The sequence below is a fragment of the uncultured Pseudokineococcus sp. genome (genome assembly GCF_947499845.1).
Lineage (GTDB): Bacteria > Actinomycetota > Actinomycetes > Actinomycetales > Quadrisphaeraceae > Pseudokineococcus.
Genome location: NZ_CANMPM010000008.1, coordinates 17035 through 42365, shown reverse-complemented (window position 1 = coordinate 42365; position 25331 = coordinate 17035). Strand labels below are relative to the sequence as shown.

The 25331-nt window shown below is 77.1% G+C and carries 21 protein-coding genes and 1 tRNA gene; 8 read left to right on the top strand and 14 right to left on the bottom strand.

The genetic code is table 11. From position 1 onward, the window contains the following. Nucleotides 1-58: 58 nt before the first annotated feature. On the bottom strand, nucleotides 59-631 hold the full coding sequence (locus Q0789_RS09305; RefSeq protein ID WP_298804467.1) for a cysteine hydrolase family protein: 573 nt from the start codon (nucleotides 629-631) through the stop codon (nucleotides 59-61). Nucleotides 632-749: 118 nt separating this feature from the next. Here Q0789_RS09305 and Q0789_RS09300 point away from each other — a divergent pair, with 118 nt between their 5' ends. The 4 genes from Q0789_RS09300 (at nucleotide 750) to Q0789_RS09285 (ending at nucleotide 3262) form a co-directional block, all read left to right on the top strand. Continuing rightward, nucleotides 750-1211 (top strand): hypothetical protein, encoded by a 462-nt coding sequence (locus tag Q0789_RS09300; protein WP_298804465.1) that lies wholly within the window; start codon nucleotides 750-752, stop codon nucleotides 1209-1211. A gap of 52 nt (nucleotides 1212-1263) precedes the next feature. Beyond that, on the top strand, nucleotides 1264-2256 hold the full coding sequence (locus Q0789_RS09295) for a BadF/BadG/BcrA/BcrD ATPase family protein (RefSeq protein ID WP_298804463.1): 993 nt from the start codon (nucleotides 1264-1266) through the stop codon (nucleotides 2254-2256). Nucleotides 2257-2302: 46 nt separating this feature from the next. Then, on the top strand, nucleotides 2303-2542 hold the full coding sequence (locus Q0789_RS09290) for a hypothetical protein (RefSeq protein ID WP_298804461.1): 240 nt from the start codon (nucleotides 2303-2305) through the stop codon (nucleotides 2540-2542). Between the two features lie 96 nt (nucleotides 2543-2638). Beyond that, nucleotides 2639-3262, top strand: coding sequence for an isochorismatase family protein (locus tag Q0789_RS09285; RefSeq protein WP_298804459.1), 624 nt, complete (start codon nucleotides 2639-2641; stop codon nucleotides 3260-3262). 9 nt (nucleotides 3263-3271) lie between these two features. Here Q0789_RS09285 and Q0789_RS09280 read toward each other — a convergent pair whose 3' ends face one another. The 5 genes from Q0789_RS09280 to Q0789_RS09260 form a co-directional block, all read right to left on the bottom strand. Next, complete coding sequence (locus Q0789_RS09280; protein ID WP_298804457.1) at nucleotides 3272-5692, bottom strand: AAA family ATPase; 2421 nt, start codon at nucleotides 5690-5692, stop codon at nucleotides 3272-3274. 66 nt (nucleotides 5693-5758) lie between these two features. Next, entirely contained in the window at nucleotides 5759-7177 is a 1419-nt protein-coding gene (lysA, locus tag Q0789_RS09275) for a diaminopimelate decarboxylase (RefSeq protein WP_366917701.1), read from the bottom strand. Nucleotides 7178-7185: 8 nt separating this feature from the next. After that, nucleotides 7186-8868, bottom strand: coding sequence for an arginine--tRNA ligase (argS, locus tag Q0789_RS09270; RefSeq protein WP_298804453.1), 1683 nt, complete (start codon nucleotides 8866-8868; stop codon nucleotides 7186-7188). Between the two features lie 130 nt (nucleotides 8869-8998). After that, a tRNA-Arg gene (locus Q0789_RS09265) sits at nucleotides 8999-9073 on the bottom strand. 97 nt (nucleotides 9074-9170) lie between these two features. Beyond that, nucleotides 9171-10622, bottom strand: coding sequence for a GuaB1 family IMP dehydrogenase-related protein (locus tag Q0789_RS09260; protein WP_298804450.1), 1452 nt, complete (start codon nucleotides 10620-10622; stop codon nucleotides 9171-9173). A gap of 251 nt (nucleotides 10623-10873) precedes the next feature. Here Q0789_RS09260 and Q0789_RS09255 point away from each other — a divergent pair, with 251 nt between their 5' ends. The 3 genes from Q0789_RS09255 to Q0789_RS09245 all read left to right on the top strand — a co-directional run bounded on the left by Q0789_RS09255 (nucleotide 10874) and on the right by Q0789_RS09245 (nucleotide 15775). Next, a complete protein-coding gene (locus tag Q0789_RS09255; RefSeq protein ID WP_366917700.1) occupies nucleotides 10874-14842 on the top strand; it encodes a multifunctional oxoglutarate decarboxylase/oxoglutarate dehydrogenase thiamine pyrophosphate-binding subunit/dihydrolipoyllysine-residue succinyltransferase subunit in 3969 nt (1322 codons plus the stop codon). 118 nt (nucleotides 14843-14960) lie between these two features. Beyond that, nucleotides 14961-15152 (top strand): DUF6104 family protein, encoded by a 192-nt coding sequence (locus tag Q0789_RS09250; RefSeq protein WP_171203626.1) that lies wholly within the window; start codon nucleotides 14961-14963, stop codon nucleotides 15150-15152. Further along, nucleotides 15149-15775: a GDSL-type esterase/lipase family protein gene (locus tag Q0789_RS09245; protein ID WP_298804446.1), complete on the top strand. Its 627-nt coding sequence runs from the start codon at nucleotides 15149-15151 to the stop codon at nucleotides 15773-15775. The genes Q0789_RS09250 and Q0789_RS09245 overlap by 4 nt, the downstream gene beginning before the upstream one ends. Nucleotides 15776-15878: 103 nt before the next feature. On the opposite strand, the gene Q0789_RS09240 is transcribed toward Q0789_RS09245, so the two are convergent. Then, on the bottom strand, nucleotides 15879-16847 hold the full coding sequence (locus Q0789_RS09240) for a zinc-binding dehydrogenase (RefSeq protein ID WP_298804444.1): 969 nt from the start codon (nucleotides 16845-16847) through the stop codon (nucleotides 15879-15881). 51 nt (nucleotides 16848-16898) lie between these two features. Continuing rightward, complete coding sequence (locus tag Q0789_RS09235) at nucleotides 16899-17324, bottom strand: hypothetical protein (protein WP_298804442.1); 426 nt, start codon at nucleotides 17322-17324, stop codon at nucleotides 16899-16901. A 293-nt stretch (nucleotides 17325-17617) separates the two neighbouring features. Here Q0789_RS09235 and Q0789_RS09230 point away from each other — a divergent pair, with 293 nt between their 5' ends. Next, nucleotides 17618-18724, top strand: coding sequence for a glycerophosphodiester phosphodiesterase (locus Q0789_RS09230; protein WP_298804440.1), 1107 nt, complete (start codon nucleotides 17618-17620; stop codon nucleotides 18722-18724). Between the two features lie 53 nt (nucleotides 18725-18777). Here the strand turns inward: Q0789_RS09230 and Q0789_RS09225 are convergent, their stop codons facing one another. The 6 genes from Q0789_RS09225 to Q0789_RS09200 all read right to left on the bottom strand — a co-directional run bounded on the left by Q0789_RS09225 (nucleotide 18778) and on the right by Q0789_RS09200 (nucleotide 25127). After that, complete coding sequence (locus Q0789_RS09225) at nucleotides 18778-19680, bottom strand: YhjD/YihY/BrkB family envelope integrity protein (RefSeq protein ID WP_298804438.1); 903 nt, start codon at nucleotides 19678-19680, stop codon at nucleotides 18778-18780. 49 nt (nucleotides 19681-19729) lie between these two features. Then, complete coding sequence (locus Q0789_RS09220; RefSeq protein ID WP_298804436.1) at nucleotides 19730-20854, bottom strand: type IV pilus twitching motility protein PilT; 1125 nt, start codon at nucleotides 20852-20854, stop codon at nucleotides 19730-19732. A 99-nt stretch (nucleotides 20855-20953) separates the two neighbouring features. Continuing rightward, nucleotides 20954-22864, bottom strand: coding sequence for an amylosucrase (locus Q0789_RS09215; protein ID WP_366917699.1), 1911 nt, complete (start codon nucleotides 22862-22864; stop codon nucleotides 20954-20956). Between the two features lie 138 nt (nucleotides 22865-23002). Continuing rightward, nucleotides 23003-23230 (bottom strand): biotin/lipoyl-binding carrier protein, encoded by a 228-nt coding sequence (locus tag Q0789_RS09210; protein WP_171201988.1) that lies wholly within the window; start codon nucleotides 23228-23230, stop codon nucleotides 23003-23005. A gap of 800 nt (nucleotides 23231-24030) precedes the next feature. After that, on the bottom strand, nucleotides 24031-24312 hold the full coding sequence (gene rsrA, locus Q0789_RS09205; protein WP_298804430.1) for a mycothiol system anti-sigma-R factor: 282 nt from the start codon (nucleotides 24310-24312) through the stop codon (nucleotides 24031-24033). Then, complete coding sequence (locus Q0789_RS09200; RefSeq protein WP_298804429.1) at nucleotides 24309-25127, bottom strand: sigma-70 family RNA polymerase sigma factor; 819 nt, start codon at nucleotides 25125-25127, stop codon at nucleotides 24309-24311. The genes rsrA and Q0789_RS09200 overlap by 4 nt, the downstream gene beginning before the upstream one ends. Nucleotides 25128-25331: the final 204 nt, after the last annotated feature.

The window sequence follows — 25331 nt, the reverse complement described above, 5'->3', positions numbered from 1 at the left end:
CCGCACCCCAGCCGACCGGTCACGCGGGCGGCGCGGTCGACGGGCCGGCGCACGGGCGTCAGCGCCCGAGCAGCTGCGCGGTGCTGACGACGGTCGCGAACTCGCCGTGGAGGTTCGTGGCGGTCGCGCGCATGAGCTCCTCGGCGGTGAGCACGGTCCCGTCGGGAGCGGTGCGGGCGAAGGTCGACGTCGCGTCGAGGGCGAAGAGGACGCGGTGCCCGAGGTTCCCGCCCACGCGGGCGGTGGTCTCGCAGCAGTGGTTGGTCGTGGTGCCGCAGACGACGAGGCCGTCGACCGCCTCGGCGCGCAGCCACGCGTCGAGGTCCGGCTCGCCGTGGAAGGCGCTGTTCACCGACTTCACGACGAGCAGGTCGTGCGGCCCGTCGACGCCGTCGACGAGGTCGTTGCCGGGCTGGCCCGGGGCCAGCGGCGAGCCCGGCGTCGTCGAGTCGTGGCGCACGAGCACCACGGGGCGCCCGGCCGCCCGCCAGGCGTCGAGCAGCGCGAGCACGTGGCCGAGGTGCTCCGGCCCGGGCACGCCCCAGGAGGGGTCCTCGAAGCCGCGCTGGACGTCGACGACGACCAGAGCCGTGCGGTCCAGGTCGCCCAGGGGCTGCTCGGCGCTCGTCACCGGCGCATCGTCGCGCACGCCCGTGGCGCGAGGGCCGCGGCTGCTCCAGCGGGGCGCAGCCGGCGCAGGTGCACCGGAACCGCCGTCGCGCCCGGCCGCGGCGCACCAGGATCACGCCGTGCGCGCTGCGCGGCTCCTGCCGGTCCTCCCCCTGCTCCCCCTACTCCCCCTGCTCGCCGTCGCCGGCTGCGGCGGCCCGCGGGTGCCGACCCTCGCCGCGGGCAGCCCGCCCGAGGTCGTCGTCGCGACCTACCTCGCCGCGGTCCAGGCGGGCGACGAGGACGCCGCACGGTCGCTGTCCACCCCGGAGCACGAGGAGTCCGGCTCCGGCCTCGCGGCGGGGCCCGCCGTGAGCGTCCGCGAGCTCCTCGTCGAGCCGGCCGAGGAGCGGCCCACCGACGAGGACGCCTCCACCGGCGAGAGCCCCGCCGGTGGTCACGACGAGACGGTCGACGTGCGCACCACCTTCGTGCTGGGCGGCGGGGACGCGTCCCTGCCCGACGGCCCGACGGTCTGGTCCTTCCTGCTCGTCCGCGACGACGGGGGCCCCTGGCTCGTGGCCGGCGAGGGCGGCGGCTGACGAGGGCCGCGGGTCCCCGACGAGCGGGACCGCCGTGCCCTAGCGTCGCGGCGTGCCGACGACGCGCCCGGGCCGCCCCTACGTCGTCGCGGTGGACGCGGGCGGGACGCGCACGCGCGTCGCGTGCGTCGACCTGGAGGGGCGGCGGCTGAGCGGCGCCACGGGACCCGCGGGCGCCTGGCACCACGACGACGACGCCGTCGCGCACCTGCAGGAGACCGTCCTCGAGGCGCTGCGGTCCGGCGACCTCGCGCGCGAGGACGCGCGCGCCCTCGTGGCCGGGGTGGCGGGCGTGAGCCGGCGCGGCGGCGACCACGGGGACCGCAGCCTGGAGTGGGCGCGCTCCGCCTACGCCCTCCCGGAGCTGGCGTGCCCGCAGGTCGTCGTGAACGACGCGGTGACCGCCCACCGGGGCGCGCTGGCCGGCGAGCCCGGCGTCGTCGTGGTCGCCGGGACCGGCTCGATGGTCCTCGCCATCACCGACGACGGCTCCGAGGTCGAGAACGGGCAGCTGGCCCACTACGCCGGCGGCGCCCGGCACCTCGCCTTCGAGGCCGTGCAGCAGGTGCTCGTCGGCGCCGCCGGACCGGACGACGCCGACCTCGTCGCGGCGCTGCTCGCGGCCTGGGGCGCCGCCGACGCCGCGGGGCTGCGCACCGCCGCGCTGGAGGTCGACCGGGCAGGACGGCACGCGGTCACCCGTCGCTACGGCGGTCTCGCCCCCCTCGTCACGGCGGCCGCGAGCACCAGCCCGCTGGCGGACCGGGCCGTGCGCGCCCTGGCCGAGCGCACGGCCCGCGGCGTCCTGCTCCTCGCGCCCCTCGTCGGACGAGGACCGGTGCGCGTCAGCACCACCGGCGGGGTGGCGAGCGACCCGGCCTTCCGCGAGCGCCTGCGCGAGGCCCTCGTCGTGCCCGGCGCGGACCCGACGCTCCTCGTCCCGCCCGCGGGCGACGCCATCCTCGGCGCCGCCCTCATGGCCCTGGAGGTCGCCGGGGAGGTGCGCCCGGTCGCCGTCGACCGCCTCCGCGAGGACCAGCCCTGACGTCACCGCCTGACGCCAGGTGGTGGCTCGCTCCAGCGCGGGGTGCATGTCCGTGCCTGAGGTCCCCTTCCTGCTCCTCGGGGTGATCCTCTACCTCGCCGTCATCGCGCTGGGGCTCTTCGCGGCCTCCTGGGTCATCCGGCTCGCCGTCCGGCACGGGTCCCTGGACGCGCGACGACGCTGGGTCGAGCAGGAGCAGCAGGTCCAGCGCCGCCTCGACGACGAGGGCTACCCGCAGGAGCAGGGGCCTGGCGCGGAGCCGTGGCCCGCGACGGCTGCCGGCTGACGTCGCGTCGCCGGGCCGGGCGCCCGCGGTGGCCCGGCACGGCGAGCGGGGAGAGCCTGGGGCCAGTCCGGACGCCCACCGACCAGCGGAGCCGACGTGAGCACCAGCCCCCAGCCCGAGCCGACCGCGGGGACGAGCGCCCACGCGCGGGCGCTCGTCGTCGTCGACGTGCAGGTCGACTTCTGCGAGGGCGGGTCCCTCGCCGTCGAGGGCGGCGCCGCGGTCGCCACCGCCGTCACCCGGCACGCCCGCGAGCGCGCCGACGACTACGCCGCCGTCGTCGCGACCCAGGACTGGCACGTCGACCCGGGGGGCCACTTCAGCGACCACCCGGACTTCGTCACCAGCTGGCCCGTCCACTGCGTCGCGGGCACCCCCGGGGCCGCGCCCCAGCCGGGCTTCGACGTCGACCTCGCGCAGGCCGTCTTCCGCAAGGGGCAGTACTCCGACGGCTACTCCGGCTTCGAGGGCGAGGCCGAGGACGGCGACCGGCTCGAGGAGTGGCTGCGCCGCAAGGCCGTCACGGACCTCGACGTCGTCGGCATCGCCACCGACCACTGCGTGCGCGCCACGGCGCTGGACGCCGCCCGCGCCGGCTTCCGCGTGCGGGTGCTGCTGCCGCTCGTCGCCGGCACGGCGCCCGAGAGATCCCGCGCCGCGCTCGAGGAGATGCGCGCGGCGGGGGTCAAGGTCGCCGACGAGCTGCCGGCCGAGGGCTGACGGCGGCGGTCAGCGCCCGACGAGCGCCCTCGCGAGCGCGGGGTCGAGCCCCGGGGACGCCAGGACGTGCAGCCGCTGCGTCGGCCGCGTCATGGCGACGTAGAGGTCGTGCGCCCCGGCGCGGGGGTCCTCGTCGTCCGGCCCGCCGAGGACCTCCGCGGGCTCGACGAGCACCACCGCGTCGAACTCCAGCCCCTTGGAGTCGGCGACGGTCATGACGGAGACGGGGCTGTCCAGTGCCCCGGGGCCCGTGGCGACGGGCAGGTCCGCCCCCCCGGGCCCGCGCAGCCGCCCGACGAGGGCGGCGGAGGTCCCCGCGAGGCGCTCCGGCGGGCAGAGCACCGCGAGGCGACCGCCCGCCACCCGTCGGGCCTCGTCGGCGACGACGCCGCGCAGCGCCTCCTCGCGGGCGTCGCCGTCGGCCGGCACCTCGGTGAGCGACGGAGGGCCCTCCCCCTCGCGGACCGAGGTCGGCGTCCGCCCCGGTGCCCCCGTGAGCCCGAGGACGGCCGCGGCCGCGTCCATGACCTGGCGCGGGGTGCGGTAGTTGACCGTCAGCTCCTCCAACCGCCAGCGGCCCTCCGCGAAGGGGTCGAGCACCTCGGCCCACACGGACGCCCCTGCGGCGGAGCGCGTCTGGGCCAGGTCGCCGACCACGGTCATGGACCGGCTCGGGCAGCGCCGCACGAGCAGCCGCCACATCATCGGCGAGAGCTCCTGCGCCTCGTCGACGACGACGTGCCCGAAGACCCACGTGCGGTCCCCCGCCGCCCGCTCGGCGACGGTCAGCGTCGGGCCGCCGAGGTCGGACTGGCGGGCCGCCAGGTCCTCGGCCGAGGCGGTGAAGCCCTCGACCGCCGTCTCCCCCGCACCGGAGTCGAGCACCTCGCGCGCGAGCGAGAGCGCCTCCTCGCGCCGGCGCGCCTCCTCCCGGGCGCCCTGGCCGGCCGCCCCTGTCTCGTCCTCCCCGAGCAGCTCGGCCGCCTCGTCGAGCAGGGGGACGTCGTCGACCGTCCAGGGGTCCTCCGCGCGGCGCAGGAGCAGCGCCTGCTCCTCGGGGGAGAAGAGCCCGTCCGCCGCCTCGGCGAGCCGGTGCGGGCGGGTGAGCAGGTCGCCGACGAGCTTCTGCGGCGTCATGGGCATCCACGCGAGGTTGAGCGCCACGCGCACGTCCCGCGAGCCGCGCAGGTCGGCGACGACGCCCGGCCGGTCCTCCGGCTCCAGGCGCGAGCCCTGCGCACGGGCGACGAGGTCGGCGAGGTGCAGCAGGAGGTCGCGCACGAAGCCGCTGCGCGCCTCCAGGTGCGGCTGCCCCGTGGCCCGGGCGCGCTCGCGGGCCCGCGCGACGGCCCGTGGCTGCAGGACGACGGTCGTGCCCTCGACGTCCAGGCGCTGCGGGCCCGCCGGCACGCGCTGGCGGGCGGCTACGGACCGGGACAGCACCTCGAGCCAGCGCTCGTCGCCCTTGAGCCGCGCCACCGCCGGCCGGTCGGCGGCGCGGGCGTCGACCCCGGGAAAGAGCTGGCCCGCCGTGGACGTGAGCACGCCGCTCTCGCCCAGCGAGGGCAGCACCTGCTCGATGTAGCGCAGGAAGACCGGGCTCGGCCCGACGACGAGGACGCCGCTGCGCGCCAGCCGCTCGCGGTGGGCGTACAGCAGGTAGGCGGCGCGATGCAGCGCCACCGCGGTCTTGCCCGTGCCCGGCCCGCCCTGGACGACGAGGACGCCCTTGGCGTCGGAGCGGATGATCGCGTCCTGCTCGGCCTGGATGGTCGCGACGATGTCGCCCATGCGGCCCGTGCGCTGCGCACCCAGCGCGGCCATGAGCGCGCCCTCGCCGCCCAGGGCCTCGAGGCCGCGCGCCGCGAGGCCGTCGGCGTCGAGGACGTCGTCCTCCAGGCCCTGCACCGAGCGGCCCCGCAGCGCGAGGTGCCGGCGCCGCGCCACGCCCGCGGGCCGTGCCGCCGTCGCCTGGTAGAAGGGCTCGGAGGCCGGCGCGCGCCAGTCGACGAGCAGCCGCTGCTGCGCCTCGTCGGCGAGGCCGAGCCGCCCGACGTAGCGCGTCTCGCCGTCGGAGAGGTCGAGGCGGCCGAAGACGAGGCGGTCCTCGACGGCGTCCAGCTGCGCGAGGCGCCCCTCGTGCAGCGCCGCGAAGGAGTCGCGCTCGGAGCGGTTCTGGTGCGTGCCGGTGGTCTCCGAGCGGCGCACGGCCGCGAGCTCGGCGGCGGTGCGCCGGCGCAGGTCGTCCAGGCGCGCGTAGCGGGTGTCGACGGCGCCCTGCTCGGCGGCGACCTGCTCGGCGCGGGCCGCGCCCTCGTCGGCAGCGCGGGCCGCGTCCTCGTCGGCAGCGCGGGCGGCGCCCTCGTCGGCAGGGCGCGCGGTGCTGTCGTCGGTCCCGGCGTCGGTGGTCGTTCGCGGGTCGGCGGTCATGGGCTGGTGGCGCTCCAGGGTCGTCCGGTCGGCGCGGCGCACGCGGTGGGCGGCGACGCCGCAGGGTCAGCCGAGGTCGAGGGCGAGCAGGTCCTCCTCGGTCTCGCGGCGCACGAGCACCCGCGAGACCCCGCCCGAGACCGCCACGACGGGCGGGCGCGGGACGTGGTTGTACTGGCTGGCGAGGGCGCGGCAGTAGGCGCCCGTGCCGGGCACGGCCACGAGGTCGCCGGGGCCGAGGTCGCCGGCCATGAACTCGTCCATGACGACGATGTCCCCGCTCTCGCAGTGCTTCCCGACGACGCGGGTGAGCACCGGCGGGGCGTCCGAGCGCCGCGAGGCCAGCGTCGCCGAGTAGTCGGCCGAGTACAGGGCCGTGCGCACGTTGTCGCTCATGCCGCCGTCGACGGCGACGTAGCGGCGGGTCTGCCCGCCGTCGAGGACGACGTCCTTCGTCGTGCCGGCGGTGTAGAGCGTGAAGGTGCTCGGCCCGACGACGGCCCGCCCCGGCTCCACCGACACGCGGGGCACGTCGACGCCCTCGGCGGCGCACGCGGCGGCGACCACGCGGGCCATCCCCTGGGCCAGCTCGCGCGGAGGGAGCGGCTGGTGCTGGGTCGTGTAGGCCATGCCGAAGCCGCCGCCGAGGTCCATCTCGGGCAGGACGACGTCGTGCTCGCGCTGGACCTGGGCGTGCAGACGGACGAGCCGCCGGGCGGCGACCTCGAAGCCCTCGACGTCGAAGATCTGCGACCCGATGTGGGAGTGCAGCCCCCGCAGGTCGAGCTCCGGGCGCGCCAGCACCGCGGCCGCGGCCCGCGCCGCCTCCCCCGTCGAGAGGGGGAGCCCGAACTTCTGGTCCTCGTGGGCCGTCGCGATGTAGGAGTGCGTGTGCGCCTCGACGCCGACGGTGACGCGGACGAGCACCGGCGCGCGCACGCCCAGGCGGGCGGCCACGTCGGCCACCCGGTCGACCTCCGGCAGCGAGTCGACGACGAGGCGCCCCAGCCCCGCCCGCAGCGCCCGCTCGACCTCGGCGTCGGACTTGTTGTTGCCGTGCAGGGCCATCCGCGCCGGGTCGACGCCGGCGCGCAGCCCGACCGCCATCTCACCGCCCGTGCAGGTCTCGAGGAGCATGCCCTCCTCGGCGACCCAGCGGGCGACCGCCGTGCAGAGGAAGGCCTTGCCGGCGTAGTAGACGTCGGCGCCGCCGCACAGGTCGGCGAAGGCCTCGTCGAAGGCCTCGACGAAGCCGCGCGCCCGGGCGCGCAGGTCGTCCTCGTCGAGGACGTACGCCGGGGTCCCGTGCTCGGCGGCCAGCCGGGTGACGGGCACGCCGCCCACCTCGAGCGCGCCGTCGCCGCCGCGCCGCACCGTCCGCGCCCACAGCGGCGTCACGAGGGCGTTGACGTCGTCCGGCACCGCGAGCCAGCCCGGCCCGCCGTAGCCCTCGGCGTGCAGCGAGCCGGCCTCGTGGGCGTGCAGGCGCGGGCTCACATGCGCTCCGGGGCCGAGACGCCGAGCAGGCCGAGCCCGGAGGCGAGGACCGTGCGGACGGCCTCGGCGAGCCACAGGCGCGTGCGGTGCACGTCCTCGACCGGGGCCTCGCCGATCGGCGTCACGCGGCACTCGTCGTACCACTTGTGGAAGGCGCCGGCGAGCACCTCGAGGTGGCGGGCCACGCGGTGCGGCTCGCGCAGCTCGGCGGCCTGCTCGACCACGCGCGGGTGCTCGCCGAGCGCGGCCAGCACGGCCGACTCGGTGGGGTGGGTGAGCAGCGAGGGGTCGAAGCCGTCCTCCCGGCGCACCCCGGCGGCCTCCGCGTTGCGGGCCACGCCGCACGTGCGGGCGTGCGCGTACTGGACGTAGAAGACGGGGTTCTCGTTGGTCCGGCGGGTCAGCACGTCGAGGTCGATGTCGATGGTCGAGTCGACCGAGCTCCGGCTGAGGGAGTAGCGCGCGGCGTCGACGCCGACGGCCTCGACGAGGTCCTCGAGCGAGACCACCGTGCCGTTGCGCTTGCTCATCCGGACCGGCTGGCCGTCGCGCACGAGGTTGACCATCTGCCCGATGAGCACCTCGACGACGGCCGGGTCGTCCCCGAAGGCCGCGGCCGCCGCCTTGAGCCGGCTGATGTAGCCGTGGTGGTCGGCGCCGAGCATGTAGATGCACAGGTCGGCCCCGCGGGCCCGCTTGTCGCGCAGGTACGCGAGGTCGCCGGCGATGTAGGCCGGCTGCCCGTCGGACTTGATGACGACGCGGTCCTTGTCGTCGCCGTGGTCGGTCGAGCGCAGCCACCAGGCGCCGTCGGCCTCGTAGAGGCTGCCCGAGGCCTTGAGGTGCTCCACGGCGGCGTCCACCGCCCCGGAGGCGTGCAGCGAGTCCTCGTGGAACCACACGTCGAAGTCGACGCCGAAGTCGTGGAGGTCGCGCTTGACCTCGTCGAACATCAGCGCGACGCCGTCACGGCGGAAGACCTCCTGGGCGGCGTCCTCGGGCATCGCCAGGAGGTCCTCGCCGCGGGCGGAGGCGTCGGCGACGACGCGAGCGGCGATGTCGCCGACGTAGGCGCCGCCGTAGCCGTCCTCGGGCGCCGGGCGCCCGTGGGCCCGCGCCAGCAGCGACCGGGCGAAGCGGTCGATCTGGGCGCCGTGGTCGTTGAAGTAGTACTCGCGCACCACCTCGGCGCCCGTGGCGGCCAGCACGCGGGCCAGGGCGTCGCCCACGGCGCCCCAGCGCGCACCGCCGAGGTGGACGGGGCCGGTGGGGTTGGCCGAGATGAACTCGAGGTTGATGCAGGTGCCCGCGCGCCTGTCGCTCGTGCCGTACGCGGCGCCCGCCTCGACGACGGTGCGCGCCAGCTCGCCGGCCGCCGAGGCCTGCAGGACGACGTTGAGGAAGCCCGGGCCGGCGACGTCGACCCGCTCGACGCCGTCGACGGCCCCCAGCCGGGCCGCGAGCGCGGTCGCGAGGTCGCGCGGGGCTACACCGGCCCGCTTGCCGAGCTGCAGGGCGACGTTGGTCGCCCAGTCGCCGTGCTCGCGGCTGCGGGGGCGCTCGACGCGCACCTCCGCGGGCAGGTCGTCGACGGCGAGGGAGCCCGCGGCCGGCTCCCGGGCCTCGACCGCCTCGACGAGGCAGCGGCGGATCGCGGCGGAGAGCTCGGCGGGAGTCACGGCCCAGCAGTCTAGGAGGGCGCGGGGAGGGTTCCGGGCGGGCGTCCACGGACGGCCCGGCGCCCCGTCGGCCCCGGCACGCGACGAGCGCCGCCCGCGGTGGCGGTGACGGCGCTCGAGAGGTGCTGCGTGGTGCCCCCGGCAGGATTCGAACCTGCGCCCCCGCCTCCGGAGGGCGGTGCTCTATCCCCTGAGCTACGGGGGCCGGTGGGCCCTTGGGACGGCGCAGACACTACCCCACGAGCCCCGCCCCTCTGACGCGATGGCCCCTCTGACGCGACGGCCCTCCTGACGCGCCGGCCTCACCAGCCCGACGGCAGCGGGCGGCCCTCCTCGTACCCCGACGGCGACTGGACGCCGACGACGGCGCGCTCGTGGAGCTCGGGCAGCGTCCGGGCGCCCGCGTAGGTGCAGGCGCTGCGGATGCCCGAGGTGATGGAGTCGAGGAGGTCCTCGACGCCCGGGCGCGCCGGGTCGAGCATCATCCGCGAGCTGGAGATGCCCTCCTCGAAGAGCGCCTTGCGCGCGCGCTCCAGCGGCGACTCCTCGCGGGTGCGGTGGGCGACGGCCCGCTTGGAGGCCATGCCGAAGCTCTCCTTGTAGCTGCGGCCGCGCTCGTCGACGAGCAGGTCGCCCGGGCTCTCGTGCGTCCCCGCGAACCAGGAGCCGACCATGACCGAGCTGGCGCCCGCGGCGAGCGCCAGCGCGAGGTCGCGCGGGTGGCGCACGCCGCCGTCGGCCCACACCGAGGCGCCGAGCTCGCGGGCGGCGGCGGCGCACTCGAGGACGGCGGAGAACTGCGGCCGCCCGACCCCCGTCATCATCCTCGTGGTGCACATGGCGCCCGGGCCGACGCCGACCTTGACCACGTCGGCGCCCGCGCCCACGAGGTCACGCACCCCCTCGGCGGTGACGACGTTGCCGGCGACGACGGGCACCTGCGGGTCCAGGGCCCGGACGGCGCGCAGCGCGTCGACCATGCGCTCCTGGTGGCCGTGGGCGGTGTCGACGACGAGGACGTCGACACCGGCGTCGAGCAGCGCGGCCGCGCTGCCGGCCACGTCCCCGGTGACGCCGACGGCCGCGCCCACGCGCAGGCGGCCCGCGGCGTCCACCGCCGGCGCGTACAGGGCCGAGCGGACGCAGCCGAGGCGGGTCATCGCCCCGGCGAGGACGCCGTCGCGCACGACGGGCGCGAAGGAGCGCCGCGCGCCGTCGAGCACGGAGAACGCCCGGTCCAGGCCCCCCTGCGCCTCGACGTCCGCGGCGTCCAGGACGAGCGGCGAGGTGCTCATGACGGAGGCCAGGGAGGTGAAGCGGTCCACGCCCTCGCAGTCCGAGGCGGTGACGACCCCCAGGGGGCGGCGCTCGGCATCGACGACGACGAGGGCGCCGTGCGCGCGCTTGGGCAGCAGGTGCAGGGCGTCGACGACCCGGTCCTCCGGCGCCGCGACGATGGGGGTCTCGAGGACGGTGCTGCGCGCCTTCACCCAGGCGACGACCTCGGCCACGACGTCGAGCGGCACGTCCTGCGGGATGACGGCGAGCCCGCCGCGGCGGGCGACGGTCTCGGCCATGCGCCGGCCGGCGACCGCCGTCATGTTGGCGACGACGACGGGCACGGTGGCCCCCGTGCCGTCGTCGGTCCGCAGGTCCACCTCGGTCCGCGAGGCCACGCCGGAGCGGCCCGGCACGAGGAAGACGTCGCTGTAGGTGAGGTCGTGACCGGGGGCCGAGCCGTCGAGGAAGCGCACGGGGCGCCAGGGTAGGCCGTCCCGCCCCCGTCCGGCCCCGCCACCGCGCGCCGACGGGCGGCGCGACGGCGCCCAGGCACTAGTCTGGCCGGGCCGACGCACACGCAGGTCCGCGCGGTACCGGGGGTCCCGGCGCCGGGCGCATCTCGCGCACCGACCCGTGGAAGAGGGCGATCGCCACCGTGTCCCAGCAGGAGACCACCAGCGCAGGACGGGGCTCCTCCGGCCCCGCGGACGAGGGGCCCGACGCGATCCCGGGCACGGCGTCCGGCTTCGGCCCCAACGCGTGGCTCGTCGACGAGCTGCACGAGCGCTACCTCGAGGACCGCGAGTCCGTGGACCCGGCCTGGTGGGAGTTCTTCGAGGACTACACCCCGGGCGACGGCGCCCCCCAGGAGGACGCGCCCGAGGGCTCCGGCACCTCCGGCGCCGACGCGGGCACCGCGACGACCGGGAGCGCGGCGGCGACGACGCAGGGGTCCGCCCCCGCGCCCGCGGACGGCGTCGACGCGGCCGGCTCCTCGCCCTCGGCGGCGCCCGCGCCCGCCCCGAGCCGCGCCCCCTCCGCCGCGCAGGAGGCGGCCGGCGCCGACGCGCCGGCCCCCGCCCCCGCCACGCCGGGCGCGTCGGCCGCCGCCGGCGCGGCCCCCGCGCCCCGCACCCCCGCCGCGCCCGAGCGGGCGGCCGAGCAGGCCCCCGCGAGCGGCTCGGCGCCGCGCGCGGCGCGGCCGGCCTCCGAGCCGGGCACGACGCCGTCCTCGGCGGGCACCCGCGACGGCCGCGGCGCACCGGCGTCGGCGCTGGCGCCCCGGCCCTCCGGGGGCGGCCAGGACGCCGAGCGCGAGGACGAGGTGGTGCGCCTGCGCGGCCCCGCCGCCCGCGTCGTCACCAACATGGAGGCGAGCCTCGAGGTCCCCACCGCCACGAGCGTGCGCGCGGTGCCGGCCAAGGCCCTCATCGACAACCGCATCGTCATCAACTCCAACCTGGCCCGCGCGCGCGGCGGCAAGGTCTCCTTCACCCACCTCATCGGCTACGCGCTCGTCGAGGCCCTCGCCGAGATGCCCTCGATGAACGCCGCGTACACCACCGACGGCGGCAAGCCCGCGGTCGTCAGCCCCGCGCACGTAGGCCTCGGCATCGCCATCGACCTGCCGAAGGACGACGGCACCCGCCAGCTCATGGTCCCGGCGGTCAAGCCCGCGGAGACCATGGACTTCGCGCAGTTCTGGGCGGCCTACGAGGACGTCGTGCGGCGCGCGCGCCAGGGCAAGCTGGGCGTGCAGGACTTCGCCGGCGTGACGATGACCCTCACCAACCCGGGCACCATCGGCACGGTCCACTCGGTGCCGCGGCTGGTCAAGGGCCAGGGCGCGATCATCGGTGTCGGCGCCATGGACTACCCGGCCGAGTACCAGGGCGCGGCCGAGGACACCATCGCCAAGCTCGGCGTCAGCAAGGTCATGACGCTGACGTCGACCTACGACCACCGCATCATCCAGGGCGCCCAGTCGGGCGAGTTCCTGCGCGTGGTCCACCAGAAGCTGCTCGGGCTCGACGGGTTCTACGACCGCGTCTTCTCCGCCCTGCACATCCCCTACGAGCCGGTCCGCTGGGTGCAGGACACGAGCATCCGCGGGCAGGTGGACGTGGGGCGCGTGAGCCGGGTGGTGGAGCTCATCCACGCCTACCGCGTGCGCGGCCACCTGATGGCCGACACCGACCCGCTGGAGTACCGCCAGCGCCGCCACCCCGACCTCGACGTCCAGACGCACGGGCTCACGCTGTGGGACCTCGACCGCGAGTTCCCCACGGGCGGCTTCGGCGACGGCGGGCCGATGAAGCTGCGCCACATCCTCGGCGTCCTGCGCGACTCCTACTGCCGCACCACGGGCATCGAGTACATGCACATCCAGGACCCGGAGCAGCGCGCCTGGATCCAGGACCACGTCGAGAAGCCGTACACCAAGCCCGACCGGGACGAGCAGCTGCGGATCCTCAACCGGCTCAACGCGGCCGAGGCGTTCGAGACCTTCCTGCAGACGAAGTTCGTCGGGCAGAAGCGCTTCAGCCTGGAGGGCGGCGAGTCCGTCATCCCGCTGCTCGACGCGCTGCTGTCGGAGGCCGCCGAGGCGGGCCACGACGAGGTCGCCATCGGCATGGCGCACCGCGGCCGCCTCAACGTCCTGACGAACATCGCCGGCAAGAGCTACGGCCAGGTCTTCCGCGAGTTCGAGGGCAGCGCCGTCCCGGGCAGCGTCCAGGGCTCGGGCGACGTGAAGTACCACCTCGGCACCGAGGGCCGCTTCACCGCCGCGACGGGCGCCTCGACGAAGGTCTACCTCGCGGCCAACCCCTCCCACCTCGAGGCCGTCGACCCGGTGCTGGAGGGCATCGTCCGCGCCAAGCAGGACCGGATCGACCTGGGCGGCAAGGCCTTCCCCGTCCTCCCCGTCCTGCTGCACGGCGACGCGGCCTTCGCGGGCCAGGGCGTCGTCGCCGAGACGCTCAACCTGTCGCAGCTGCGCGGGTACCGCACCGGCGGCACCGTCCACGTCGTCATCAACAACCAGGTCGGCTTCACGACGGCGCCGGCCAGCTCGCGCTCCTCGTACTACTCGACCGACGTCGGCCGCATGATCCAGGCGCCGATCCTCCACGTGAACGGCGACGACCCCGAGGCCGTCGTCCGCGCCGCCCGGCTCGCCTTCGCCTTCCGCGAGGAGTTCGAGAAGGACGTCGTCATCGACATGGTCTGCTACCGGCGGCGGGGCCACAACGAGGGCGACGACCCCTCGATGACCCAGCCGCTCATGTACAGCCTCATCGAGGCCAAGCGCAGCGTCCGCAAGCTCTACACCGAGGCGCTCATCGGCCGCGGCGACATCACCGTCGAGGAGGCCGAGCAGGCCCTGCGCGACTACCAGGGCGAGCTGGAGCGGGCCTTCGCCGAGACGCGGGAGACGCCGTCCGAGGGCGGCAGCCGCGCCGACGACGGGCACGACGGCCCCGGCGGGCTCGAGCGGCCCGCCGCCCAGCAGGACGACCGCGTCGTGCGCACCGGTGCGACCGGCGTCGACCCGGCCGTGCTGCAGCGCATCGGCGAGGCCCACACGAGCCCGCCCGAGGATTTCGCCGTCCATCCCAAGCTGCGCGCCCTGCTCGAGAAGCGCGAGCAGATGTCCCGCGAGGGCGGCGTCGACTGGGGCTACGGCGAGCTGCTCGCCTTCGGCTCCCTGCTCATGGAGGGCGTGCCCGTCCGCCTGGCCGGTCAGGACTCGCGCCGCGGTACCTTCACCCAGCGCCACGCCGTCCTCCACGACCGGCAGACCGGGCGCGAGTGGACGCCGCTGCAGAACCTCACCGAGGACCAGGCGCGCTTCTGGGTCTACGACTCCCTGCTGTCGGAGTTCGCCGCCATGGGCTTCGAGTACGGCTACTCGGTGGAGCGGCCCGACGCGCTCGTCCTGTGGGAGGCCCAGTTCGGCGACTTCGCCAACGGCGCCCAGTCGATCGTCGACGAGTTCATCTCCTGCTCGGAGCAGAAGTGGGGGCAGCGCTCCTCCGTCGTGCTCCTGCTGCCGCACGGCTACGAGGGCCAGGGGCCGGACCACTCCTCCGGCCGCATCGAGCGGTTCCTGCAGATGTGCGCCGAGGACAACATGACGGTGGCGATGCCCTCGACCCCGGCGTCCTACTTCCACCTGCTGCGCCGCCAGGCGTACGCGCGGCCCCGCCGCCCGCTCGTCGTCTTCACCCCGAAGTCGATGCTGCGCCTCAAGGCGGCCGCCAGCGGCGTGGAGGCCTTCACCAGCGGCGCCTTCGAGCCGGTCGTGCCCGACCGGGCGCTGCGCGGCGAGCCCGGCCGGGTCGACCGGGTGCTCCTCTGCTCGGGCAAGGTCTCCTGGGACCTCGAGGCCGCGCGCGCCAAGCGCGAGGACGACCGGACGGCGATCGTCCGCGTCGAGCAGTGGCACCCGGTGGACGAGGACGGCTTCCGCGCGGCGCTCGAGCCCTATGGCGACGCCGAGCTCGTGTGGGTCCAGGAGGAGCCGGCCAACCAGGGGGCGTGGCCCTTCGTGGCGCTCGAGGTGGCCCCCCGCCTGGGCCGCAGCATCCGCCCGGTGACCCGCCCGGCGTCGGCGGCCCCCGCCACCGGGTCCAGCCGCAAGCACGCCGCCGAGCAGGCCGACCTCGTCGAGCGGGCCTTCGCCCGCTGACCGCGGTCCCGCCCGCACCCGCTGCTCGCGGGGCGGGCGGGGCCGCGGTACCACCCCCGCGGCCACCTCCGCGGCGGGGGTGGTGCGGTCGGGTGCGCCCATGGGCTTCGATGGGCCCATGTACTTCACCGACCGCGGCATCGAGGAGCTGGAGGCGCGGCGCGGCGAGGAGGAGGTCACCCTCGCCTGGCTCGCCGAGCAGCTGAGGACGTTCGTGGACGTCCACCCCGAGCACGAGACCCCGGTCGAGCGGCTGGCCACCTGGCTGGCCCGCCTCGACGACGACAGCGACGACAGCGAGGACGCGTGAGCACCACAGCCCCCGACCCCCAGGCCGCCCCGGGCCGCCGCGTCTGCGTCCTCGGCGACGCCCTGGCCGCCGGCGTCGGCGACCCCCGGGCCATGGGGTGGACCGGGCGCGTCGCGGCCCGGACCCCCGACGACGACGGCCCCACGACCGTCTTCCCCCTGGGGGTGCCCGGCGAGGGCACGGCCGGGCTGCTCGAGCGCTGGGTCGACGAGACCTCGCGCCGCTTCGCCCCCGGCGCCGACAACCGGCTCGTGGTGGGGCTGGGCAGCGCCGACCTCGAGGCCGGGCTGACGATGGCGCGCAGCCGCCTCAACCTCGCCAACGTCCTCGACGAGGCCGCCTCCCGCGGCCTGCCGGTCCTCGTCGTCGGGCCCGCGCCGGGCCTGGACGCCGACCGCAACGACGACGTCGCCGAGCTGGCCGACGCCTTCGCCGACGTCTGCGCACGTCGCGCGGTGCGCTACGTGGACTGCTTCGACCCGCTCGTCCACCACGAGCAGTGGCACGCCGACCTCGCCGCCGGCGACGGCGTGCACCCCGGCCAGGCCGGCTACGGCCTGCTCGCCTGGCTGGTCCTCCACGGGGGCTGGCGCCCCTGGCTCGGCCTGCCCGACGAGGGCTGACCGGCCTCCTCGCCCCGCCCCTCGTCCGCCCGGGCGCCGCGGCCCCCGCCACCTCGCCGGTGACGGGGGCCGCGGTGCCTCCGGCGCCGGTCCGCGGCAGCGGTCAGCGGGTGCGCAGGACGACCTTGCCGAAGAGCTCCCCCGCCGCCATGGCGGCGAACCCCTCCGCGGCGCGCGCGAGCGGCAGCTCGCGGTCGACGACGGGCCGGGCCCCGGTCGCGACGAGGAGGTCGAGCAGGCGCACGAGCTCCTCGCGGGTGCCCATGGTCGACCCGACGACGCGCAGGCCGAGGAAGAAGACGCGCTGCAGCTCGGCGCTCGGGGCCGGGCCGGAGGTCGCGCCGGCGACGACGACCGTGCCGCCCGGGCGCAGCGACCGCAGCGAGTGCGCCCACGTCGCCTCGCCGACGGTCTCCATGACGGCGTCCACCCGGCCGGGGAGCCGCTCCCCCGTCGCGAAGGCGGCGTGCGCGCCGAGGGCGAGCGCCCGCTCCCGCTTCTCCTCGCTGCGCGAGGTGACCCACACGCGGTACCCGGCGGCGCGCCCCAGGACGACGAGGGCGGTCGCGACGCCTCCGCCCGCCCCCTGCACGAGCACGGTCGAGCCGGGGGCGGCGCCCGACTGCGTGAAGAGCATCCGGTAGGCCGTCAGCCACGCCGTCGGCAGGCAGGCGGCCTCGGCCGCGGACAGCTCCGGCGGCCGCGGGACGACGTTGCGCGCCGGGACGACGACCTCCTCGGCGAGCGTGCCCTGGTGGCGCTCCGACAGCAGCGAGCGCCCCGGGTCGAGCGTGTCGTCCCCCGTCCAGCCCGGGCTCGTCACGACGGCGTGGACGAGCACGTCCCGGCCGTCCTCGTCGGTGCCGGCGCCGTCGCAGCCGAGCACCATCGGCAGCCGCTCGTCGGGCAGCCCGACGCCCCGCAGGCTCCACAGGTCGTGGTGGTTGAGGCTCGCCGCCTCGAGGCGGACCCGCACCCAGCCGTCGGGGGCCTCGGGGGCGGGGCGCTCCCCCACCTCCAGCGCGGACAGCGGGTCGGTGGGGGACGTCTGCGTCACGGAGGCGGCCAGCACCCCCGCGACGCTAGGCCCCCCGCCCGCCGCGCGCCCGCCCGCAGCCCGGCGTCAGACGTCCTCCCCGCGCGCGGACGCGAGGTCGACGACCGCCGCGTCGAGCGCGGACTCGGCCTCGCGCACGGCGCGCGCGGCGTCGTCCCAGGCGTCGGAGCGTGCCGCCTCGCGCTGGGCGGCCGAGACGGCGCCGGCCAGCGGCGCCGTGTCGGCGGCGGGCGGACGGCGGGCCCGCGAGCGCAGCGCCCGCGCCAGGTCGCGCGCCTCGGCCGCCACCGCGGCCAGGGACGGGTCCGTGCCCGTGCCCCCGTTGCTGCCCGTGCCCGTGCCCGTGCCCGGCCGACCGCCCGCCCCGCGGGGCCGGGCCTCCTCGTCGCTGGCGCGGGCGAGGTCCTCGACGGCGTCGCGAAGACCGTCGCGGGCGGCGGCGACGGCGGCCTCCTGCGCGGAGAGGTCCTCGCGGTCGGTGCGGGTGCTCATGGGGGCCTCCTCGGCGCCGGTACGGCCCTCCGGGGTCCGGGCGGGCCGCCCCTCGTGGTCCTGGTCGTGGACGGGTCGGGCGGTCGCCATCGTGCCGCGCCGTGCCGACCGCCGCAGGCGGCGTCCCCACCCGCCCGGCGACCGCCGGGGAGCCGCCCGGTGGCGGGACGGTGAAATCTCCGCGGAGACCCGCGCCGACGGGGGCGTCGGTCGTGCGCGGCGGCACCGGGCCGACGTAGCGTCGTCCTCGTCAGCACCCGGGCCCGCCCGGGTGACCCCGCCCGGGAGCCCCCATGACGACGACGCGTCGCGTCCCCGCACCAGCGCCCACCCCCTCGACGCCCCCGCCCGCAGCGCCCGGCGCGGCTGCGGGACCGCCGACCGAGGACCCGGGCGCACCGCCCGCGGACCCCCCGGACGCCGGCGCCGCGGTGCGCCGCGGCCCCCGGCCGCTGCTGCGGCGCGCGCCCGGGGCGCCGCCCGCCGTCGTGGCCCACCGCGGGAGCTCCTCGACGGCCCCCGAGAACACCCTGGCCGCCTTCGAGGCCGCGCGCCGCGCCGGTGCGCCGTGGGTCGAGACGGACCTGCGCCGCACGCGGGACGGCGTCGCCGTCGTCCTCCACGACCCGCGGATGGAGCGCACCACCGACGGCGCCGGGGACCTCGCCGGCCTCACCGCCGCCGAGGTGGCCGCCCTCGACGCCGGCTCCTGGTTCGCCCCCGGCTTCGGCGGCGCCCGCGTCCCGCTGCTCGACGAGCTCCTGGACTGGGCGGCCGCCCACGACGAGCCGCACCTCCTGCTCGAGCTCAAGGGCTCGTGGACGCCGGCCGAGGTGGCGCCCGTGGTCGCGGCCGTCCGCGCCCGGGGGCTCGCCGAGCGGGTCGTGCTCCAGTCCTTCGACGCGGGCACCGTGGCCGCGTGCGCCCACGCGGCGCCGGACCTCGCGCTCGGCCTGCTGCTGCGCGAGGGTGGCGGGGTCCCCCTCCTCGAGGCCGGCGGGGGGACGCCGGACGGGCCGGGGCACGACGCGACGGGCGGTCCTCCGCGCGTGTCCGAGGAGGTGCGCCGCCTCGTCGCGGAGCACCGCCTCTCGGCCGTGAACCCCGGTGCGCGCCTCGTGGTGGGCGCACCCGAGGTCGTCGGCGCCCTCCACGACCTCGGCGTGGCCGTGTGGGTGTGGACGGTCGACGACGCCGCCCGGTGGGCGCAGCTGGAGGAGGCCGGAGCGGACGGCGTCATCACCAACCGCCCCGACCGCATGCTCGGGTGGGTGGAGGGGCGCCGCTCCCCCGTGCCCGCGCCGCGGCGCGGCGGCACGACGACCGCCGCGTCCGCCGGCCCCGTCCCGGCGGACGCCGGTCCGGCGCCGGACGACGGGACGACGCTCGCCGCCCCCTGAGCCGCAGCCATCACCTCGACCGTCCGAGCCCCGCGGGCCCCCGCTCGCGGGGCTCAGCCCTCGCGGCGCAGGCGCACGGCCGAGAGGGTGGCGGCGAAGCCCACGAGCACGACGACGTGGAGCAGCCAGAGCCACAGCAGGGCCGCGATCACGCCGCCCACGGGTGCGGAACCGCCGAAGGGCGCCCCGATGTCGACCGGCAGGGCCACGAAGAGCACGATCCCCTGCACGAAGCCGGCGACGAAGGCGCCCGTGGCGAAGCCCCCGGCCAGGGCCGCGCGCCAGGACAGGTGCTGCGGCGCGACGGTGCGGAAGGTCCACGCGAGCGGCAGGGAGATGACGACCCAGTCGACGTTGAGGGCGACGTAGACGCCGAGGGCCGTCCCCCGCGCGCCCTGGGAGAACAGGTCGGCCACGAGCGGGGTCACGCCGAGGACGACGAGCAGCAGCAGCGGCGCCGCCGCCAGGACGGGCAGCACCGACGCGCGGGCCCGCCAGCCGGAGCCGAGGACGCGAGCCCACCGCTGGGCCCCGCCGTCGCCGGGGTGGGTCGCCTCGGAGGACGCCCCTCCCCCCAGGGCCGTGTAGGCGCGGCGCAGCCCCTCCCCGTACAGGCTCGCGGGGAAGAGGCTGAAGATGACGACGGGCCAGGCGACGCCGAGCCCGTAGACGACGACGGACCGGGCGACGACGTCGGCGGACATCGCCGAGGGCAGCGCGGCCTGCAGGGACGCGCCGAGGGCGAGCACCCGGTCCTCGCCGACGAGCCAGCCCGCGACGCGGACGGCGATGAGGACCGAGGGCACCGCCGCGAGAGCCCCGTAGAAGGTGAGGCCCGCGGCGGTCAGCGGGAGCTCGCGGCGCCGCAGGAGCTGCCGCGTGGGCCCGGGCAGCCGCCGCAGGACCTCGCGCCGGGTCAGCCTGCGCTCGGGCGGGCGGGACGGCGCGAGGGGCACGCCCCAGCCTCGCACGCCGCGGCCCTCCGACCGCCGACCGACGGTGCGCTCAGGCCACGAGCCCGAGCCGGCGCATCTCCACGGCGAGGTCGTGCGGGCGCGTGGCGGCGGCCATGGCGTCGTCGAGGCCGACCACGCCGTCGCGGTAGAGCTGCACGAGGTGCTGGTCGAAGGTCTGCATGCCGTAGAAGGCGCCGTCGGCGACGAGGTCGGCGATGGTGGCCGTCTTCTCGGGGTCGGCGACGGCGTCCGCCACCCGCCCCGTGCCCACGCACACCTCCACGGTGACGGCGCGGCCCTGGCCGTCGGCGCGGGGCACGAGGCGCTGGCAGACGATGCCCCGCAGCGAGCCGGCGAGGGACAGGCGCACCTGCTGCTGCTCGTGGTGGGGGAAGAAGTCGATGATCCGCGCCACCGTCTCCGTCGCGTCCGTCGTGTGGAGCGTGCTCATGACGAAGTGGCCGGTCTCGGCCGCCGCGAGCGCGGCCCGCACGGTGTCGGCGTCGCGCATCTCGCCGACGAGGACGACGTCGGGGTCCTGGCGCATCGCCGCCCGCAGGGCGCTGCCGAAGCTGGCGGTGTCGAGCCCCAGCTCGCGCTGGTTGATCATGGCGAGCTTGTCCTGGTGGAGGACCTCGATGGGGTCCTCGACCGTGAGCAGGTGGACCTCCCGGTTGCTGTTGATGTGGTCGACCATCCCGGCGAGCGTCGTCGTCTTGCCCGAGCCGGTGGGCCCGGTGACGAGGACGAGGCCCCGCGGCTCGAGAGCCAGGGTCCCGACGACCGCGGGCAGGCCGAGGTCGGAGAGCGGGACCGCGCCCACGGCCACCCGGCGGATGACGAGGCCCACCGACCCGCGCGCTCGGAAGGCGTTGACGCGGAAGCGCCCCATGCCGGGGACGGAGTAGGCGAAGTCGGCCTCGAGGGTCTGCGCGAAGCGCTCCCGCGCGTCCTCGCGCATGACCTGCCGCAGCAGGCCCTCGGTGTCCGCGAAGGTGAGGTCGCGGAACTGCAGGCGCCGCAGGCGACCGTCGATGCGCACCCGCGGCGGCGAGCCGACCTTGCAGTGCAGGTCCGAGCCCTGCAGGTCGCACAGCGCCCGCAGGAAGGGCCAGACGGACAGCTCCTCGGCGGGCGTCTCCGGCGGCGTGGACGTCGCGGGCGCAGTGGTCACGCCGTCCCATCGGCACGTCCCGCCCGCACCCTGAGCCCGGACCGTGAGCCCGGACCGTGAGCCCGGGCCATGCACCCGGACCACGAGCCCGGGCCTCGCTCAGCGCGAGCCGACGAGCCAGACGACGTCGTAGGGCGAGAGCCACAGCGCCCCGTCGCCGCCGCGCTCGGGCACCCGCCCGGTGAGGGCGTCGGGGGCGCCGCCGAGGCCCGCGGCGTCGAGGCGCTCGCCCGGGAACGGCCGCCAGGAGCCCGTGACGTTGGCGAGCAGCAGCAGATCCCCCTCCGGGTGGCGGCGCAGGACGACGAGGACCCCCGGGTCGCTCGGGTCGAGCACCTGCGCCGGCGTCGCGGCGTGAAGGTGCGGCAGCGACGCGCGCGTGCGGGCGAGGTGGCGGACGCCCGCGAAGACGGTGCCCGCGACGGTCGAGGGGTCGTGGCGCTCGGCGAGGAGGACCTCCGAGGCGCGGGGGCGGTGGACCCAGCGGTTGTCGGCCTCGTGGCCGGGCTCGCCCGCCCAGCCGGGGTCGCCGGGCTGGCCGACCTCGTCGCCGGACCACAGCACGGGGACGCCGCCCCACGCGAGGACGACCGCGTGGGCCAGGAGGAGGCGCCGCACGGCGAGGTCGACGTCCGCGTCCCCCGGCCGCCCGCCCCGCGCGAGCGCCGCCTCCAGCCCGGTGAGCGCCGCCGTGGCGCCGCTCGTGCGCCGGTCGCCCGTCGCCGGGTCCTCCTGGAAGACCAGCCCCGTGGCCGGGGAGCCGGGGAAGGCGCCGGAGTACCAGTCCGCGAGGAACGACCGGTGCCCGTGGCCGGAGAGGCCGACGGCGGCGGCGTCCTCGTCGGAGACCGCCCAGCCGATGTCGTCGTGGCAGCGCACGTACGTGATCCACGCGGTGGACGAGGGGGCGGGCGGGATGCGCTGCAGGGCGCGCGTCGCCAGCACGACGTCGCCCGTCGCGAGCATCGACCACACCTGGACCATGAGGCTGTTGTGGTAGGCGAGGTCGCTGACGCGCCCGGCGTGCGCACCGGTGCCGAGGTAGGGCACCAGGTCGTCGGGCGCGACGATCGCCTCGGCCTTGAGCAGCAGGCCCGGGCAGGCCACCCGGGTGACGCCGCGGAGCACCTGGACGAGGTCGTGGACCTCGGGCTGGTTCTGGCAGCTCGTGCCCAGGCGCTTCCAGAGGAAGGCCACGGCGTCCAGGCGCAGCACCTCGACGCCGAGGTCGGCGAGGTGGAGGACGACGTCGACCATCTCGGCGAGGACCTCGGGCGAGGACCAGTCGAGGTCCCACTGGAAGCTGTTGAAGGTCGTCCAGACCCAGGCGCCCAGCTCGTCGTCCCACGTGAAGCTGCCGGGCGAGGTGTCCGGGAAGACCTCCGGCAGCGTCCGCTCGAAGGCGTCGGGCCCCTCGCGGTCGCCGAAGACGTGGAAGTAGCCCCGGTAGCGCGCCCTCTCCTCGGGAGTGCCGCGCCGCGCCAGCTCGGCCCACGGGTGCTCGCGCGCCACGTGGTTGAGCACGAGGTCGAGCACCAGGCTCACGCCGCGGCCGCGCAGGGTGGTCGCCAGCTCCCGCAGGTCCTCGGTGGTGCCGAGGTCCGGGCGCACGCGGCGGTAGTCGGCCACGGCGTACCCGCCGTCGCTGTCACCCTCCCGCGGCAGCAGGAGGGGCATGAGGTGCAGGTACGTGACGCCGAGCTCCTCCAGCAGGGGCAGCCGGTCGCGGACCCCCGCGAGGGTGCCGGCGAAGCGGTCGGCGTAGGCCGCGTAGCCGAGCATCCCCGGGCGCTGGAACCAGTCGGGCGCCAGCGTCCGGGCCTGGTCGAGGCGGTGGAGCTCCTCGTCGCGACGGGCGTAGGAGGTGGCGGCGGCCCGCAGGAGCCGCACCTCCAGGCGCGCGGCCGCCTCGCTCCCGTGGACGGCCGCGAGCCCCTCACGCACGTCGGGCCACCAGCGCTCGACGCGCAGGTGGAACAGCTCGCGGCGCTCCGGCGCCAGGCCCGCCAGGAGGTCGTCCGCGGCCGCGGCGACCGGCTGCGGCACCCGCCCCGTCACCGGTCGCGGCTCCCGCGCCACCTGCTCGTCCACGCCCGCTCCGCCCGTCCGCCGACCCCGCCGCGGGGGCACGCTAGCGGCGCGAGCGCCTCAGGGGGCCGGTGCCGCCTCGAGGACCACGAGCAGGTCGCCCTCCTGGACGACGTCGCCCGGGCTCACCGTCACCCGCGCGACGCGCCCGCGCCCCTCGGGGACCACGGGGATCTCCATCTTCATCGACTCCAGCAGCAGCAGCGTCTGGCCGGCCTCGACCACCTCGCCGACGTCCACCGCGATGCTGAGGACCCCCGCCACCATCTCCGCCCGGACGCTCTCCACGGCGCCGATCGAACCACGCCCGGGGCCGGACCCGGCGAGGCGGGGCCGGGTGGAGGCGGGGGGCGGGCGTGATCGCGTGGCGGGTCGTGGTCGCGGAGCGGGCGGGGCGGGCGGGTGGTGGCGCGCGCGCTCCGGCACTGGCTCGGCGCGCCGTGGTCACCGCCCGCGGGGGTCCGGGCGCCGGCCCGACGTGCTCTCCGCGCCCGCACCACCACCCGAGGTGGGCGCGGCCCCCACCTGCGATCGCGCTCCGGCACTGGCTCGGCGCGCCGTGGTCACCGCCCGCGGGGGTCCGGGCGCCGGCCCGACGTGCTCTCCGCGCCCGCACCACCACCCGAGGTGGGCGCGGCCCCCACCTGCGATCGCGCTCCGGCACTGGCTCGGCGCGCCGTGGTCACCGCCCGCGGGGGTCCGGGCGCCGGCCTGACGTGCTCTCCGCGCCCGCACCACCACCTGCGGTCGGCACCTCACCACCCGCGGTAGGTGCACGACCACCCGCCTCCGCGCCGGTGCCCGTGGTCGACGCGGCGCCTCACTGCGCTGTGGGACGATCGTGCCCGCCCGCGACCGCGGGTCTTCCGACGGACGAGGAGGCGGCATGAGCAAGCGCGCCCGCAAGCGCCGCTCGCGCAAGAAGAGCAGCGCGAACCACGGCAACCGCCCCAACAGCTGAGCACGGCCCACCCCGGTGGGCCGCGCCCGCCCGGGACGGCCGCAGCACGACGACGGGCCCGCACCACCTCGCGGTGGTGCGGGCCCGTCGTCGTCGTGGTGGGCCGCCGTCGTGCGGCTCGGCGCCCCTAGCTGGAGCGCACCTGCGTGATCTGGGTGAGGATCTTGACGCGCAGCGTCTCGGGCGCGCAGTCGCTCGCGCAGGCGCGCTTGACGACCTGGCGCACGACGACCTCCACGTCGCGCTCTCGCAGGCACGGCGCGCACTCGTCGAGGTGGCGCTGGATGCGGCCCACGTCGACCTCGTCCTCGGTGGACAGCTCGTGGTCGAGGAAGGCGTAGAGCCGGTCGATGACCTCGTCGCAGTCGGTCTCCCGCGGCTGCGAGGACGGCCCGTCCACGGCGCTCATGCGTCGGCCCCCTGGCGGGCCGCCGACACGCCGCGGTCGCGGGCGTAGTCGGAGAGCAGGTCGCGCAGCTGGCGGCGCCCCCGGTGGAGGCGCGACATCACGGTGCCGATGGGCGTGCCCATGATCTCCGCGATCTCCTTGTAGGCGAAGCCCTCGACGTCGGCGAGGTACACCGCGATGCGGAAGTCCTCGGGGATCTGCTGCAGGGCCTCCTTGACGTCGGAGTCCGGCAGGTGGTCCAGGGCATCCGTCTCCGCCGAGCGCAGGCCGCTGGACGTGTGCGACTCGGCGCGCGCGAGCTGCCAGTCCTCCACGTCCTCCGAGTGCGACTGCTGCGGCTGCCGCTGCTTCTTGCGGTAGGTGTTGATGTAGGTGTTGGTGAGGATCCGGTACAGCCAGGCCTTGAGGTTCGTGCCCGGCCGGTACTGGTGGAAGGACGCGAAGGCCTTGGTGAAGGCCTCCTGCACGAGGTCCTCAGCGTCGGCGGGGTTGCGCGTCATGCGCATCGCCGCCGAGTACAGCTGGTCCAGGTGCTGCAGCGCCTCCGCTTCGAAGCGGGCCACGCGCTGCGCCTGCGTCTCCTCGTCGGACACGCGCGAGGAGCGCTCGCCGACGCCCTCCCCCACCTCGACCTGGGGCTGGACGTCCTCGCCCCCGCCGTCCGCGGCGCGGTCCGCCGCGGTCGGCTCCGTGACCTGTGCCGTGCGCTCGTCTGCCATCTCGCGCGAGCGTAGTCCCGCGCGCGGGACGCCGCCCGCGGCGGCGGGCCGCAGCGGCGCCTCCCGCCGGCTCTGCGTGTCCAGGACGACCAGCATGCCCCTCCTCCTCGGCCGCGTGCGTGCTCGACGCGCCCCGCCCGCTCCCGCGGGCCGGCCCGTCGCTGCTGGGAGGCACAACACGCGTCGGGCCCGCCGGTGTTCCCCCGGGCCGCTCCCCCGGGCCGCTCCCCCGGGCCGCTCCCCCGGGCCGCTCCCCCGACGCCCGCCCCGGCCGTTCCCCGCCGGCGGCCCCCGCACCGC